16 protein-coding genes are annotated in these 13,369 nt (G+C 67.6%); 9 read left to right on the top strand and 7 right to left on the bottom strand.

The window, feature by feature from the left end:
- The first annotated feature begins 48 nt into the window (after positions 1-48).
- Positions 49-1,314, top strand: a complete 1,266-nt coding sequence (locus FB548_RS01040) for a serine hydrolase domain-containing protein (protein WP_142122922.1) — start codon at positions 49-51, stop codon at positions 1,312-1,314.
- Here the strand turns inward: FB548_RS01040 and FB548_RS01035 are convergent, their stop codons facing one another.
- Positions 1,315-2,373 (bottom strand): linear amide C-N hydrolase, encoded by a 1,059-nt coding sequence (locus FB548_RS01035; RefSeq protein ID WP_142122921.1) that lies wholly within the window; start codon positions 2,371-2,373, stop codon positions 1,315-1,317.
- A gap of 108 nt (positions 2,374-2,481) precedes the next feature.
- Here FB548_RS01035 and FB548_RS01030 point away from each other — a divergent pair, with 108 nt between their 5' ends.
- Entirely contained in the window at positions 2,482-2,799 is a 318-nt protein-coding gene (locus FB548_RS01030) for a hypothetical protein (RefSeq protein ID WP_142122920.1), read from the top strand.
- A gap of 11 nt (positions 2,800-2,810) precedes the next feature.
- Positions 2,811-3,662, top strand: a complete 852-nt coding sequence (gene purU / locus FB548_RS01025; protein ID WP_142122919.1) for a formyltetrahydrofolate deformylase — start codon at positions 2,811-2,813, stop codon at positions 3,660-3,662.
- A gap of 148 nt (positions 3,663-3,810) precedes the next feature.
- On the opposite strand, the gene FB548_RS01020 is transcribed toward purU, so the two are convergent.
- Complete coding sequence (locus FB548_RS01020) at positions 3,811-4,599, bottom strand: TSUP family transporter (protein WP_142122918.1); 789 nt, start codon at positions 4,597-4,599, stop codon at positions 3,811-3,813.
- 159 nt (positions 4,600-4,758) lie between these two features.
- On the opposite strand from FB548_RS01020, the gene FB548_RS01015 reads away from it, so the two are divergent.
- Positions 4,759-6,090 carry a M20 family metallopeptidase gene (locus tag FB548_RS01015; protein ID WP_142122917.1) on the top strand — a complete coding sequence of 444 codons (1,332 nt, stop codon included), beginning with the start codon at positions 4,759-4,761 and terminating at the stop codon, positions 6,088-6,090.
- A 267-nt stretch (positions 6,091-6,357) separates the two neighbouring features.
- Here the strand turns inward: FB548_RS01015 and FB548_RS01010 are convergent, their stop codons facing one another.
- Together FB548_RS01010 and folE are read right to left on the bottom strand one after the other, a co-directional pair.
- Positions 6,358-6,741 (bottom strand): YchJ family metal-binding protein, encoded by a 384-nt coding sequence (locus FB548_RS01010; RefSeq protein WP_142122916.1) that lies wholly within the window; start codon positions 6,739-6,741, stop codon positions 6,358-6,360.
- Between the two features lie 144 nt (positions 6,742-6,885).
- Complete coding sequence (gene folE, locus FB548_RS01005) at positions 6,886-7,491, bottom strand: GTP cyclohydrolase I FolE (RefSeq protein ID WP_142122915.1); 606 nt, start codon at positions 7,489-7,491, stop codon at positions 6,886-6,888.
- Between the two features lie 328 nt (positions 7,492-7,819).
- On the opposite strand from folE, the gene FB548_RS01000 reads away from it, so the two are divergent.
- Positions 7,820-8,440 (top strand): hypothetical protein, encoded by a 621-nt coding sequence (locus FB548_RS01000; protein ID WP_142122914.1) that lies wholly within the window; start codon positions 7,820-7,822, stop codon positions 8,438-8,440.
- Between the two features lie 97 nt (positions 8,441-8,537).
- Here FB548_RS01000 and FB548_RS00995 read toward each other — a convergent pair whose 3' ends face one another.
- The 3 genes from FB548_RS00995 to FB548_RS00985 form a co-directional block, all read right to left on the bottom strand.
- Positions 8,538-9,026 (bottom strand): YetF domain-containing protein, encoded by a 489-nt coding sequence (locus tag FB548_RS00995; RefSeq protein WP_142124042.1) that lies wholly within the window; start codon positions 9,024-9,026, stop codon positions 8,538-8,540.
- A 20-nt stretch (positions 9,027-9,046) separates the two neighbouring features.
- Positions 9,047-9,388, bottom strand: coding sequence for a cupin domain-containing protein (locus FB548_RS00990; RefSeq protein WP_142122913.1), 342 nt, complete (start codon positions 9,386-9,388; stop codon positions 9,047-9,049).
- Positions 9,389-9,514: 126 nt separating this feature from the next.
- Positions 9,515-9,967 (bottom strand): fasciclin domain-containing protein, encoded by a 453-nt coding sequence (locus tag FB548_RS00985; RefSeq protein ID WP_255470266.1) that lies wholly within the window; start codon positions 9,965-9,967, stop codon positions 9,515-9,517.
- 306 nt (positions 9,968-10,273) lie between these two features.
- Here FB548_RS00985 and FB548_RS00980 point away from each other — a divergent pair, with 306 nt between their 5' ends.
- The 4 genes from FB548_RS00980 (at position 10,274) to FB548_RS00965 (ending at position 13,320) form a co-directional block, all read left to right on the top strand.
- Complete coding sequence (locus FB548_RS00980; RefSeq protein WP_142122912.1) at positions 10,274-10,576, top strand: hypothetical protein; 303 nt, start codon at positions 10,274-10,276, stop codon at positions 10,574-10,576.
- Between the two features lie 184 nt (positions 10,577-10,760).
- On the top strand, positions 10,761-11,231 hold the full coding sequence (locus FB548_RS00975) for a LuxR family transcriptional regulator (protein WP_142122911.1): 471 nt from the start codon (positions 10,761-10,763) through the stop codon (positions 11,229-11,231).
- A gap of 242 nt (positions 11,232-11,473) precedes the next feature.
- Positions 11,474-12,577 carry a histidine kinase gene (locus tag FB548_RS00970; protein ID WP_221625891.1) on the top strand — a complete coding sequence of 368 codons (1,104 nt, stop codon included), beginning with the start codon at positions 11,474-11,476 and terminating at the stop codon, positions 12,575-12,577.
- The gene (locus FB548_RS00965; RefSeq protein ID WP_142122909.1) at positions 12,574-13,320 is read left to right on the top strand and encodes a LytTR family DNA-binding domain-containing protein; all 747 of its coding nucleotides are present in this window, start codon (positions 12,574-12,576) and stop codon (positions 13,318-13,320) included. Before FB548_RS00970 ends, FB548_RS00965 begins: the two co-directional genes overlap by 4 nt.
- Positions 13,321-13,369: the final 49 nt, after the last annotated feature.

The raw sequence follows: 13,369 nt of genomic DNA, 5'->3' as shown, positions 1-13,369 counted from the left end.
CCACGTTCGTCCGTCTTCTTTCGGTATGCCTCCCAGTGCGTACCCCTCATGACGCCAGACGCCGCCCCCACTTCCCTCCAACGCCGCCGCTGGCTGACCACCTTCGGCGCTGCGCCCCTCGCCGCCATTGCATGGCCCCGCCTCGCCTCCGCTGCCGCCTGCAACGACGCAGCGGCCTGGATCCCGCCCGACGCCTTCCTGGCCGACCTTCCGCGCCTGATGCAGGCGCTGCGCGTGCCGGCCATCGGCATGGCCGTCGTGGAGCGGGGCGAGGTGGTGTGGTCGCGCAACGTGGGCGTGACGAACGCGGAGACCCGGACGCCTGTGGCGGACGACACGCTGTTCGAGGACGCCTCGCTGAGCAAGCCGGTATTCGCCTACCTGGTGCTGCAGCTGGCGGACCAGGGCGTGATCGATCTCGACGTGCCGCTGGTGGGTTACCGGCGGATGGACTATCTGGCCGACCATCCGTGGGTGGATCTGGTCACCGCGCGCGACGTGCTGCGCCATTCCACCGGCCTACCGAACTGGCGCAAGGATCCGGCGAACGAAAAGCTGGTGCCTGCGGTGAGGCCCGGTACGCGCATCGATTACTCCGGCGAAGCGATCTTCTGGCTGCAACTGGTGGTGGAGACCCTCACGGGAGAAAGCCTGGACCAGTCGATGCAGCGGCTGCTGTTCGGTCCGGCCGGCATGCGCGACAGCAGCTACACGTGGAGCGCCGATCTCGCCGCACGCTCGGTGTACGGTCATCGCGCCGTCGAGGACGAGGAAACCGGCATGCCGCCGCAGATGCTGCGCGACACGTGGAATGCCGCGCAGGTCGTGGCCGACCGCTGGGGAAAGCCGCTGTCAGCATGGCATTACGAAGACGCCGAGCGCGCGCTGCCGGACGTGCAGGCGATCGCGCCGAAGGGCCTGGTGAACTGGCCCGGCGACATCCTGGCCAACGCGGCCGCCAGCCTGCGCACCACGCCCGCCGACTACGCGCGCTTCATGACGCTGATGGTGCGCACGCCGCGCGAACCTTGGCAGATCACCGAGGCCACGCGACGCGAGATGCTGACCAAGCAGATCGACGTGCCCGGCCGCTGGACGGACAAGGGCCTTGGCTGGAACCTGGAAGCCACGCCACGCGGTCCGGTGTTCTACCACTCCGGCAGCAACGGCGGGATCTTCAAGAACTTCGCGCTCGGCGATGCCGCCGGCCAGCGCGCGCTGGTGGCGCTGACCAATGGCGGCAGCGGCAACGTGCTGTACCGGCGCGTGGTGCGTGCGGCCACCGGGCACGACCTGCTGGCGTTCGACCTGTGACTACAGGCCCAGGAACACGAACGACTCCGCCGGCCTGAAATCCTTCACTGCGTTGCCGGCGAACACGTTGCGCTGGTCCGGGCCCAGGTCGAGCCGCAGCACCTTGCCGGTGTCCTTCGAGAAATCCACCTCCTTCAGGTCCACCCAGAAGGTGTTGGGTGTCAGCGCGGATTCGAAGAAATAAAGCCTGCGCTTGTGGTCGGCCACCGTGCGCCAGCGGGTGGAGGAAATGTTGGGCTCCTCCGGCGTGTTGATGCCGAACGGTACCGATGCATTGCGGATCACGCTGAAGACACTGGCCAATGCTTTCACCGGATCTTCGCTCTTGGGAATCGCGTTGACGTAGAACGATGCCCGCGCGAAGCGGTCCGCGGCGCGGTTGGTGCCCGGCAGCATCACCGTGCCTCCGATCTGCTTCCAGTACGCGTTGAGCGCCAGCTGCTGGTCGAACACCGGTGAGTTGGTCATCACCTGGTACTGGCGCCCGTGGTGGATCACCTGCTTGCCGCCGATGTACTCGATGATGGCGCTGTCGCCGCTGGCGTCCGACAGCGACAGGTGCAAGGTGGCCAGGCGGTCCTCACCGGGAACCTTGTCGGTCACCAGAGTGAAGGGTTCCCGGCGCAGCGCGTCGACGGCTTCCTTCACGCTGCCGTAGTTGTCCAGCGCGTATTGCGCCCACGCGGCGATGCTCAGGCCCGGGCCGCGCCCGTTGTAGGCCGGGTACTCGGATTCCACCAGCCAGAGCACGTTGGCCATGAGGCCGGCTTCGTTCATGCCGTCGGTGGTGGAGACCTCGTAGCCGGTGGCGATGACGCTGCCGTACTTCGATGTCCACGTGATCGAGTTCGGCCCGGCCTGCCCGCTGCGCTGCATGCCGCGCGGGAAGATCCACAGGTTGGTCGCCACATCGTTCTTCCAGTCCATCGAACGGGCGGTGATGACGTCGTTGTCCGCCCCCAGATAGACCAGTCGGGTGCAGGCGACGGCGGGGCCGGAGGCAAAGGCGGGCAACAGCGATGCGGCAAGTGCGAGCGGCAGGACGAAGCGACGATCCATGACGATCTCCGGAGGCGTGGGATGGCGGCAGGCGACAGCGGCAGGGCTCGCCCTTTATGCCAGCGAGTGTGTTAAACAGCGATCCTCCCCCGCTCCGGAGATGCTGCCATGACATCCCCTCGTGTGTTGCGCCGTTCGTCTTTCCAGGCCTGCCTGCTGACAGGCGCCGCCTTCGCCCTGTCTTCCTGCGTCAGCACGCCGGGACCGCAGGTAGCCGGCAACGGCCGTTGCAGCGATGCCGCCCTCGGCTGGGCGGCCGGTCAGCCCGCGGACGAGGCCACGCTCAAGCGCCTGTCGCGCGAGAGCGGTGCCGGGCTGGTCAACCCCATCGGCCCGAAGACGGTCGTGAAGCACGACACGCGCGACGACCGCCTGCGCGTCTACATCGACGCCGACAACCGCATCACCGCGGTCCGTTGCGAGTAAGCCAGCCACTCATGCGCCGCGACCACATCCTCACGCTCTCCTGCCCGGACACCACCGGCATCGTCTATCGCGTCACCGGCCTGCTGTTCGACGCGGGCTGCAACATCCTGGACGCCCAGCAGTTCGGCGACGACGAATCCGGCCGTTTCTTCCTGCGCGTGCATTTCGACCTGCCGGAGGCCATCACCGCCGATGCCCTGCGCGCGCGCTTCGCGTCGCTGGCCGACGCGTTCGCGATGGAGTGGCAGATCCACGACGCCCGCCGCAAGGCGCGGCTGATGGTGCTGGTGAGCAAGCAGGGCCATTGCCTCAACGACCTGCTGTTCCGCGTGCACAGCCGGCAGCTGCCGGTGGAGATCGCCTGCGTCGCGTCCAACCACGACGACTTCGCGGCGCTGGCGCAATCCTACGGCGTGGCGTTCCACCACCTGCCCGTCTCCGCGCCGCATCGGGACGAGCAGGAGCAGCGCATCATCGACCTGGTCGAACGCGAGCAGATCGACCTGGTCGTGCTGGCCCGCTACATGCAGATCCTCTCGCCCACGCTGTGCGATGCGCTGGCCGGCCGCGCGATCAACATCCACCACAGCTTCCTGCCCAGCTTCAAGGGCGCCCGGCCGTACCACCAGGCGCACCAGCGCGGGGTCAAGATCATCGGCGCCACCGCGCACTACGTGACCCGCGACCTGGACGAAGGCCCCATCATCGAACAGGACGTCGCACGCGTGGACCACGCGATGACGCCGAAGGAACTGGTCCGCATGGGTAGCGACATCGAATCGCTGGTGCTCGCCCGCGCGGTGCGCCGCCACGTGGAGCACCGCATCCTGCTCAACGGTCACCGCACGGTGGTGTTCCGCTAGGCCGTTGCCTGATGTAGATGTAGGAGCGACGTGAGTCGCGACCGCACGCCCTGCAACGCCAGGCACGCGCCCATCATGCGATGCATGACCCATCCAGGCAGGTTGATTCTCGCGGTCGCGACTCACGTCGCTCCTACAGAATCCAGAATCAGAAGGACGCGAACCACATCCGCAAGGGATGCTGCGGGTCGGCCAGCAGCCGGATCGCCAGCGCGATCGACACCGTGACCAGCAGCGGCTTGATGATGCGGGCGCCCTGCTTCATCGCGAAGCGCGAGCCCAGCTGCGCGCCGAGGAACTGTCCCGCGCCCATCACCAGCCCCACCTTCCACAGCACCGCGCCGAACGCGAGGAACACCGCGAATGCGCCCAGGTTGGAGCCGAAGTTGAGGAACTTGGTATGCGCCGTGGCCTTGAGGATGCCGAACCCCGCCAGCGCCACGAAGCCGAGCATCAGGAACGACCCCGTGCCGGGACCGAACACGCCGTCGTAGAAGCCGATGACCGGCACGAAGGTCAGCCCGAACACGAGCGGGCGCATGCGCTGGTGCCGGTCCACGTGGCCGATGTCAGGTTTCAGACCGAAATAGATGGCGATACCCACCAGCAGGAACGGCAGCGCCAGCTTCAGCCACTCCACCGGGATGATGGTCGCCAGCAGCGCGCCGCCCACCGCGCCCAACGCCGCGGTGAGCGCCATCGGCAGCTGGCCTTTCAGGTCGACATGTCCATGCCGCGCGTAGGCCCAGCTGGCCGAGGCCGAACCGAACAGCGACTGCAGCTTGTTCGTGCCCAGCACGTGCAGTGGCGGAATGCCGGCCAACAGCATCGCCGGGATGGTGACCATGCCACCGCCACCGGCGATGGCATCGATGAAGCCCGCCAGCATCGCGGCGAGGAACAGCAGCAGGAGTAGCTGCACGGCGAGGTCGGGCATGGGGGTTCCGCAGCGGACGATGATGCGCGTCCGCCTGGGGACCAGCGCGTGCGACGCTCACGCATTCTAGAAGCTGCGATGCCATTGTAGGAAGGCTGACCCGCCCCTCCTGCATGCCATTGCGGTTAGCATCGGAACATCCCTCCAGGAGCCGACCCGATGCGCACAGCTCGTCCCCTTGCCGTTTCCCTGCTCGCACTCGCGCTCGCCTGCGCGCTCCCCGCCACAGCGCAGGATGCGGCCACTCCGCAGCGCCCCGAAGTCGTCGCCGCTGGCAAGGCCGTGCAGCAACAGGTCGTGGACTGGCGCCGGCACTTCCATCAGTACCCGGAACTGTCCAACCGCGAAGAGCAAACAGCCAAGCGCGTCGCGGAAGAGTTGCGCAAGCTCGGCCTGCAACCGCGCACCGGCATCGCGCACCACGGCGTCACCGCTGTCATCAAGGGCGGCAGGCCGGGTCCGCGCATCGCGCTGCGGGCGGACATGGATGCGCTGCCGGTGACCGAACGCAACAGCCTGCCGTTCGCATCGAAGGCGACCGCGACCTATCGCGGCGAAACCGTCGGCGTCATGCATGCCTGCGGCCACGACGCCCACACCGGCATCCTGCTGGGCGTGGCGAAGGCGCTGGTGGCGATGAAGGACACGCTGCCCGGCGAAGTGCTGCTGGTGTTCCAGCCTTCCGAGGAGGGCGCGCCGGCCGGCGAGGAAGGTGGTGCATCGTTGATGCTGAAGGAAGGCCTGTTCAAGGACTTCAAGCCGGACGCCATGTTCGGCCTGCACGTGTTCTCGTCGATTCCCGTCGGCCAGATCGGCGTGCGCCAGGGCCCGCTGATGGCGGCGTCGGACAGCTTCAACCTGAAGGTCGTCGGCCGGCAGACCCATGGCTCGCGGCCGTGGGGCGGCGTGGACCCGATCGTGGCGATGGCCGACGTCATCGGCACCACGCAGACGATCGTCAGCCGCCGCACCGACATCTCCCGGCAACCCGCGGTGGTCAGCTTCGGCGCCATCAAGGGCGGCATCCGCTACAACATCATTCCCGACGACGTGGAGGTGGTCGGCACCATCCGTACCTTCGACGAAGGCATGCGGCAAAAGATCTTCGCCGACCTGAAGAACGTCGCCAGCCATGTCTCCGCCGCGCATGGCGCGAAGGTGGAAGCCAACGTGCCCGACCGCGACGGCAATCCCGCCACCATCAACGACCCCGCGCTCACCGCCCGCATGACGCCCAGCCTGCAGGCCGTGGTCGGCGCGGACAACGTCATCACCCCGCCGCTGCAGATGGGTGCAGAGGACTTTTCGTTCTACGCGCTGGAAGTGCCGTCGATGTTTTTCTTCGTCGGCAGCACGGCGAAAGGCACCGACCCGGTGACCGCGCCCAGCAACCATTCCCCGGAGTTCATGCTGGACGAAGCCTCGCTCGACGTCGGCGTGCGCGCCCTGCTGCAGGTCACGCTGGATTACCTGGAGACGCCGAAGGGTTGAGATGGTTTCTCCCTCTCCCTGCGACAGCGGGGAGAGGGTGCCGAAGGCGGGTGAGGGGCGAACGGAGCCACGATGTCGTGAACTTCCGCGTGCCGGCAACAGGCGATTCGGACACGACGCGCTTCACGTCCGCGCGCGCGCGCCTCATCCGGCCTCCGGCCACCTTCTCCCCGCCTCGCGGGGAGAAGGACGCAGATGCGCCTTGCTACTCGAGCCACCCACACGGCGAGACAACTCCCCTCGCGTGACGGGGAGAAGGGGTCGGCATCACCTATGCTCACCTTCCACGTACAGCCACCGCCCGTCGAGGCGGACGAAACGGCTGCGCTCGTGCAGCCGCACGGCGCTCCCACCGCCGACACGGTAGCGGGCGACAAACTCCACCTCGGCGGTGTCCTGCCCGGTGACGCGGTGCTGCTTCACCGACAGGCCCAGCCACGTGGTGCGTAGCGCACCCGGTGCGTCCAGGCCCAGTGCGGGTGGACAGGTGTCGGGGTGCCAGGTGGCGCGCAGGTAGCCGGCATCAGCCGTGACGAAGGCGCTGTAGCGCGAACGCATCAGCGATTCGGCATCCGGCGCGATGCCGCCGGCGTGGTAGCGGCCGCAGCAGGCCGCGTAGTCGCGGCCGGTGCCGCAAGGGCAGGAGGTCATGCTTGTGCCCTTTGTAGGAGCGACGTAAGTCGCGACCGTACACCTTCCGATAACAGGGAAGCGGGCACCACGGGATGCGGCAGGCGAACGGGCGCAGACGTCATCCGGTCGCGACTCACGTCGCTCCTACAACGTCGCCCGCCCTCATCGCCGCCCGTTGCCGGTCTCGATGAAACGCAGGAATTCGGCGCGGGTGCGCGCATCTTCGCGGAAGGTGCCCAGCATCTTGCTGGTCACCATGCTGACGCCGCGCTTGTGCACGCCGCGCGTGGTCATGCATTCGTGCGCGCCATCGACCACGACCGCCACGCCGCGCGGCTGCAGCACATCCTGGATGCACTGCGCAATCTGCGCGGTCATCTTCTCCTGCACCTGGAAGCGGCGCGCATACACATCCACCACGCGCGCCAGCTTGCTGATGCCCACCACCTTGCCGTCGGGCAGGTAACCCACGTGCGCCTTGCCGATGATCGGCGCCATGTGGTGCTCGCAATGGCTTTCGAACTCGATGTCGCGCAGCACGATCATCTCGTCGTAGCCGGCCACTTCCTCGAACGTGCGCGCCAGGTACTCGCGCGGATCCATCTGGTAGCCGCTGAACCAGTCGCGGTAGGCCTTGGCCACGCGCTTGGGCGTGTCCAGCAGGCCTTCGCGCGCCGGGTCTTCGCCGGCCCATTCGAGCAGCACGCGCACGGCATCCTCGGCCTGCGCCTGGGTGACCTTGCCGGGATTGTCGTCGGACTGGCTCATCGCATCGATTCCTGCGGGGGGCGTGGAGGATAACCCATCATGCCGGACATGGCCCGGGCGGCCCCGGGCTGGGCCGCATCCAGTACTACGTAGCGGGACAACGTCCGGATGCGCGCATCCACAGTGCGCGGCGCGCCCTGCCGATGCCTGTTGCCGGAGCAGGATCGCCGGCACATGTCGGGAAGGCGTCGCGCATCGGCGTGCCGCATGCGCTTCACCATCGCGTGCGCAGTTGGCTATGTGAACGTCGTGCATGCGCCGCCATCACATCGTGTTTTCGCGCCTGCGCCTAGAACGGTTACTCCCTTCACAGCCACGGAGTACCGCCATGGCACGTTCCCGCACCGTCAACACCGCCCAAGTCCACGAGCTGCTGCTGCAGGCCATCGAAACCGAGCGCGGCGGCATCCAGATCTACACCACGGCGATCAAGGCCGCCGTGAACAAGGACCTGAAGAAGGAGTGGGGTGAATACCTCGACGAAACGCGCACGCATGAAGAAGTGCTTACCCGCGTGTTCGAGCAACTCGGCATGGATACAGAAGAGAAGTCGCCGGGCCGCAGCGTGGTCGCGCACCAGGGCGCTTCGCTGGTTAAGGCCATCGAGATGGCCATGAAGAGCGACACGCCGGAAGCCGCCGAACTGGTCGCTGCCGAATGCGTCGTACTGGCGGAAACCAAGGACCACCAGAACTGGGAACTGATCGGCAAGGTCGTGGAACAGGGCGGCGAACTGGCCAAGGTGCTGGAGCCCGCGTACAAGGCCGTGGAAAGCGACGAAGACCACCACCTGTACCACACGATGGGCTGGTGCCGGGAGCTGTGGATCCAGTCGTTGGGCATGCCCGCAGTGCTGCCGCCGCCGGAAGAGGTCAAGAAGGTCGAGACCGCGATTGGTGCCTCGCGCGCAGAGCAGAGCCGCGACGAGATGCTCGGGCACAAGCACTGAGTTTCCGAAGTGCGCGCGCCCGGTCTCTGGCCCCCTTCTCCCCGCACGACGGGGAGAAGGATGGGCGCACCGTATTGCCACCCACCTGGCTACCCGATCAGGGCTTCCTGCCGATGAAGGTGATCTCACCCGAGGTTTCCAGCACGGCCAGTTCGATTTCCCCCAGCCTGGCGTAGCCTGCGGAACGGCGCGCGATGGCGAAGTCGTGCTCGCTCAGCGACTGGCGCGCCAGCTCATCGCGGAAGAGTTCGCCGTGCCGCAGCAGGATCACCGGCTTGCCCTCCACCACCTGGTCGAAGCGGCGGCTGCGCGCGGAAAGTTTGCCCACGCTCCAGTTCAGGCCCAGCAGCGTTGCCGCCAGGATCAGGCCGCCCAGTAACGACGTGTCCTCGCCGATCAGCGAGTTCTGCACCGCCGTGCCCAGCAGCACCACCACCAGCAGATCGAACGGCGTGAACTGGCCTACGGTGCGCTTGCCGGTCAGGCGCACCATCAGCAGCACCACCACGTAGACGGCGACGGCACGCAACACGAATTCCCACCACGGCATGCCCAGTTCGAACAGGCTGCGCGCCACGCTCTCCATCGTCGTCACCTCGTCGTGTATCAGGGTTTGCCCGCCGGCCGCTCATCGCCGTCGGGCGTGTAAGCGGGCGGGGAATAGAAGTTGACCGTCTTCAGCGGCGTGCGGCCGGTGGCGCGGATCTCGTGGCGTTCGCCGCGTTCGATCAGCAGCAGGCTGCCGGGCTTCAGCGCGCGGCGCGCGCCTTCCACGATGGCCACGCCCTGGCCCTCGGCGACGAACAGCCACTGGTCGGCGCCGCGATGGCGATTGTCCGGCCCGCCTTCCCTGCCACCGGGCCTGATGACCATCTGCGCCGCCTGCACGCCGTTGGCCTCGAAGATCGGCACGAAGCCGATGCCCATGCGCAGATGCCTGGATTTCATCGAATGCCTCGCGTGTTGCCTGGACCGTGTGCAGCATCCGGGGTCCTACGTGCAGGTTCCGTCAAGCCCACAAAGAAAAACGGCGGGGATTGCTCCTCGCCGCCTGCATTCCCTTGCTGCCTCACCTCAGTGAGGCTTGGATTCCGGGATGTTCACTTTGTCGATGCCGTGGATCACGCCATTCCTGGCCATGATGTCGGGCCGCACCACATGGGCACCGCCTATGCTCAACTGTCCGTCGGCGACCGTGACCGGGGCTCCCTGGCCCTGCACGGTGCGTGCGGACTTCCACTTGCCGACGTCGGCCGTGGTCTTGCGACCCGTGACCAGGTGGTAGTTCACCAGCGCGGTGAGCTCGTCCTTGTTGGACGGCTCCAGCAGCCGGTCCAGCGTACCGGCGGGCAACGCCGAGAACGCATCATCGGTCGGCGCGAACAGGGTGTATTGGTCACTGCCATTGAGTGATGCTGTCAGGCCTGCCTTGTCGATGGCGTGGGCGAACGTGCCGAACGTGTGGTTGCTCCTCAGCGTGCCTACCAGGTTCTGTTGAACGAGGCCTTCTTTCTGCTGCATTTCCATGGGATTTCCTGCGGGATGGACCCCGTCACGGGTCTCGTGGACGGCCAAGGCCGTGACCCGGCGCGATGCCAGGTGCAGCTCAATGCGGAGAATGGGAAGAGGTGTTGCGCGGCTGAGCAGCCGATACGGTATTGCACCGTAGCGGCGCCACGATGCGCGCCCCGCCGTGATCGTGGCGTGACGCCCGCCTGTCCGAAACCGCGTCGTGCATGCTGGCGACGTGCTAGCGTGGCCTCGCGCGGGATTCCGAGACTGGCTAGCTTCCGCGCCCGCAGTGTGCCGGCTCGCACAACGTCCGGAGCCGCCATGAACACCAAGCTGCATCGCGTCATCTCGAATGCATCCGGCTTCCAGCGCGTCGCACACCTGCTGAATGACCGCGCGGTGGAATGCGCCGAGAACGAAGGCTGGCCCATTCCGGCCGAGGCGAGTGAACCCATGCTGGTGGTCGTGCAGACCGGCGTGGTGCAACGCGTGGCGGTGTTCTTCGGGCAGCACCTCAAGCGAGAGATCCATTTCTGGTCCGGAAGCAAGGACGCGCAGCGCAAGACGAGGCCGCGGCGCGCGCTGCCGTCGCTGCTGCTGCACGCGCAATCTACTTCACCGTGATCGCGCCCGGGTGAGGCCAGGGCCGCATCCGGCACTGCACATCCCGATACTTCGCTTTACCCCGGGCGCGTTGCGCCTGCCGGGGCTGCATGGCTGGACAGTGCTGCAGGTGCAATGGCATGGTCGCCCTGCCCGCGACGGAGGTGGTTCCCGCCGCCATCGCGCCACCCTGCACGGAGGCTCCATGAAGACCAAGTCCCTCGCCCTGTTGGCCATGCTCGCCCTGCACGCGACGCCGACGTTGGCCGCGTCACCGCTGATCGGTCGATGGGCACTCGATGTCGCGACATTGCCGATGCCGCCCGAAGCCCGCCCGCGCAGCGTGACGATGGAATTCAGGCAACCCGGCGACGGCCTGTGGTCGACCCACATCGAGATCGTCGATCCGAACGGCGGCACCATGGATTCGGACGCCACGCTGGCGCTGGATGGCACGCCAGGCAAGATCACCGGCAGCTACTGGGCCGACGTCGGCACGGCGAAGATGCCGGCGCCCAACGTGGTGGTGCTGCAGCTCGCTTACCAGGGCACGCCGTCATCGACACGCATCTATTCGGTGACGGAAGACGGCAGGACGCTGACCGAAACCAAGGCCGCCTTCCACAAGGATGGCACCCCGTTCCTGCAGACGACGACGTTCAAGCGGCTGCCGTAACGCGTCGCGAGCCGTGGACGTCGCTGTCACCGACACACCGCCCGCGCCGCGCATGCCAGCCACCGCATCACCGCATGGCATCACCGCCCTGGCGCACCCTGCTGGCCGTGGTGCCGGCGATCATGCTGAGCTGTCGCCGCAGGCACCCGCCGTTGCGCGTCCGTATCTACCCTGAGCCCGCCACCTCTCCGCATCATGTGCCTGTCCACGCTTCCACCCACCTGCGTCGAACACGGTGCGGCATGCCGATGACGCCTGTGCGCGCCAGCCGGCACGCGCTGCCGCCGTTCTGGCTGCCGGTGCTGGCCGGGCTGCCGCTCGGCGCCTGCCTGCTGGTGATGGCCATGCCGATCCTCGGCCACGGCAACGCCACGCTGGCGCGCACGCTGTACCTGTCGGCGTTCGTGCTGTGGGTGCTGCCGCTGACCGCCCTGCAGCGGTGGCTGTGGCGGCGCGGCATGGCAGTGTGGCGGATCGCGCTGGTGCTGCTGCTGGCCACCTATGCGATGACACTGGCCACGCGCCTGCTCAGCGTGGCGCTGCAGGCCTTCATGTCCGGCAGCCTGGCGCGGCTCGTCACGCCGGGCGCGCTGGATGTCGGCTTGCTGTTCCGTGGCCTGGAAGGCGCCTGGCTGGTGCTGGTGGCGTACTGCGCGGTGCATGCAGTGGTGACGTATTACGCGGAGCTGCGCCGCGAACAGGCCGAGCACCTGGAAGCACGCGCGCTGGCGCGCGATGCCGAACTGCGCGCGCTGCGCTACCAGTTGCAGCCGCACTTCCTGTTCAACACGCTCAACGCGGTCTCCACACTGGTCGCCGAGGAGCGGGGCCCGGAAGCACGGCAGATGCTGGCGCGGCTCGGCGATTTCCTGCGCGCGGTGCTCGATGCGCGTGCCGGCCACGAGGTGACGCTGGCCGAAGAAATCGCCATGACCGAAGCCTATCTGGAAGTCGAGAAGGCCAGGCTGGGCCGGCGCCTGCTGCTGTCATGGCATGTCGGTGACGGCGTGCTCGGTGCGCACGTGCCCGGGCTGCTGCTGCAGCCGCTGGTGGAGAACGCGATCCGACACGGCATCGCCCCGCGCAGTGCGCCGGGCCGCCTGGACATCCGCATCGCCCGCGACGATACGCAGCTGGATATCCGTATCGACAACGACCTGCCAGCGCACGAAGAAGCACCACCACGATCGGAGGACGCGCGTACCGCCGTCGGCCTGGACAACGTGCGTGGCCGCCTCGCCCGGCTTTATCCGGACCGCGCCAGCCTGCAGGCCGGCATCGACGCGGAGCGCTACCGCGTCCGGCTGACGTTGCCGCTGCGCACCGTGCCGGAGCCGGCTGCGTGATCCGCGTCTGCGTGGTCGACGACGAACCGCTCGCACGACGTGGCGTGCTGTCGTTGCTGGCCGCGTTCGACGATCTGCAGGTGGTGGGCGAATACGAAGACGGCACCACCGCGCTGGCCGGCCTGCAGGCGCAACCGCCGGACCTGGTCTTCATGGACGTGCAGATGCCTGGCATGACCGGCCTGGATGTGCTGGCGGCGCTGCCGTCGCAACAGCGACCGCTGGCGATCCTGCTGACCGCGCATGACAGCTTCGCGGTCAGGGCGTTCGCCTTGAACGTCGTCGACTACCTGCTCAAGCCCGTCGACGACGCGCGCTTTGCCGAAGCGCTGACCCGCGCGCGCCAGCTGCTGCGCCTGCGCTACCTGGACACGGCGCGCACGCCACCCGCCGCCACCCTGGCGCGGCACTTGGAGAAATTCTCGGTGCGGATCGGCCATCGCACGCTCTTCATCCGCGCCGACAGCGTCGCGTGGATCGGCGCCGACGGCGACTATGCGGTGCTGCATGTCGGCGAACGCACGTACATCGTGCGCGAATCCCTGCACCAGCTCGCCGCACAGCTGGACCCGGAGCGCTTCGTGCGCGTGCACCGCTCTTCCATCGTGCGCCTGGACCAGGTGGGGGAGCTGCAGCCGCTGACCAACCGCGATGCGGTGCTGCGGCTGCACGATGGCACGCCGGTGCGCGTCAGCCGCACCTACATCGACGCGCTGCTGTCTGCGCTTCACGCGGGCGGCTGACCCCGGCAACGGCGCCGGCGCACGCCGTCTTACCCGCCGCGCGAACACC

This window comes from Pseudoxanthomonas sp. 3HH-4, assembly GCF_006716465.1.
Classification (GTDB): Bacteria; Pseudomonadota; Gammaproteobacteria; order Xanthomonadales; family Xanthomonadaceae; genus Pseudoxanthomonas_A.
Note: the sequence above shows the minus strand (reverse complement) of the source record. Positions and strands in the feature narration are given on the sequence as shown.